At 64.6% G+C, this 1,307-nt stretch carries 2 protein-coding genes; one reads left to right on the top strand and one right to left on the bottom strand.

The genetic code is table 11. The features are described from left to right. On the top strand, positions 1-539 hold a 539-nt coding region (locus tag EOA22_RS33885; RefSeq protein ID WP_164756195.1), incomplete at its 5' end, for an NmrA family NAD(P)-binding protein. A gap of 76 nt (positions 540-615) precedes the next feature. Here the strand turns inward: EOA22_RS33885 and EOA22_RS33880 are convergent. Next, positions 616-1,307 (bottom strand): aldo/keto reductase (locus EOA22_RS33880; RefSeq protein ID WP_164756194.1); only part of this gene is annotated, 692 nt, incomplete at its 5' end.

Genomic DNA, 1,307 nt, shown 5'->3' with positions numbered 1-1,307 from the left:
AGGACAATCTCTTGAGCCAGCGGGCGATGCTGGAAGACGCCCTCGGCAAGCTCGACCTTCCCATCACGTTCCTGCGGCCCGGTTGGTTCATGGAAAATGCGGCTTGGGATGTCGCCCCGGCCCGCGACAAAGGCGTGCTGCACAGCTTCCTCCAACCGGCCGACAGGACCTTCGCCATGGTGGCGACGCAGGATATCGGCCGGCTTGCCGCCGATCTGATTCGCGAGGAGTGGACCGGCAAGCGGGTCCTGGAACTGGAGGGCCCGGCGCGGGTCTCGCCCAATGATCTCGCCGAGGCTTTCGCAACAGTGCTCGGGCATCCGGTGCGGGTGGAGATCGTCCCGCGCGAAAGCTGGGAGGACCTCTTCCGTGCCCAGGGTACGCGTAACCCACTGCCGCGCATCCGCATGCTCGACGGCTTTAACGAAGGCTGGATCGATTTCAAAAACAGCGGACAGAACAGCGTCAAAGGCAAGACACGTCTTGTGGAGGTGATCGCGGCGCTTGTCCGGCAGGCCGCCGCGACTGAGGCCTTTTGATTCCACCCTGAAAGGGCAGCAGACGGCACGGGCATCCGCCGCCAGCACGGCTCGCAACCCTCGTGGTGGTTGCTTGTCACGCTCCGGGAACGGGCGCGCCAGGCTCGATGAGTCCCTGTCGTTTGAGATCGGCCCAAAGGGTTGGCGGAATATCCTCCCTGAGATAGGCCAGATTCTCCTTCAGCTCATCGGCAGACCTTGCACCCGGGATGACACTCGACACCAGGGGATGGCCGAGCGGGAAATGCAGCGCCGCCGCCGGCAGCGAAACCTTGTGGCTGGCGCACACCGCCTCGATGCGGCGGACGCGTTCGAGCACCGGCTCGGGAGCCGGCCTGGTGTTGAAGGTCGCGCCCTTGACCGCGCCCGTCGCCAGGATGCCGGAATTGTAGGGGCCGCCGATAATGATCCTCGTGCCGCGCTGTTCACAGAGCGGCAGCAGGGTCGCCAGTGGCTCCTGTTCGAGCAACGTGTAGCGGCCGGCGAGCAGGAAATAATCGAAGGCGCCGGCAACGACGAAATCGGACAGCATCTGCCATTGGTTGATGCCGACGCCGACCGCCTTGATGACGCCTTGCGAGCGCAGTTCGTCGAGCGCTGGATAGGCGCCGTCCATGGCTTCCCGGAAGCGGCTCCGGGCATAGGGATCCTCGCCGGGGCCGAAATGAATGGCCTCGTCGGGATCGTGGATCGAAACCATGTCGACATAGTCGGTGTCCAGCCGCTTCAGCGTGCCCTCGAGCGAACGCATCACCGCATCGCGCGAAT

Source organism: Mesorhizobium sp. M7A.F.Ca.US.014.04.1.1, from assembly GCF_003998745.1.
GTDB classification, from domain to species: domain Bacteria; phylum Pseudomonadota; class Alphaproteobacteria; order Rhizobiales; family Rhizobiaceae; genus Mesorhizobium; species Mesorhizobium ciceri.
Note: the sequence above shows the minus strand (reverse complement) of the source record. Positions and strands in the feature narration are given on the sequence as shown.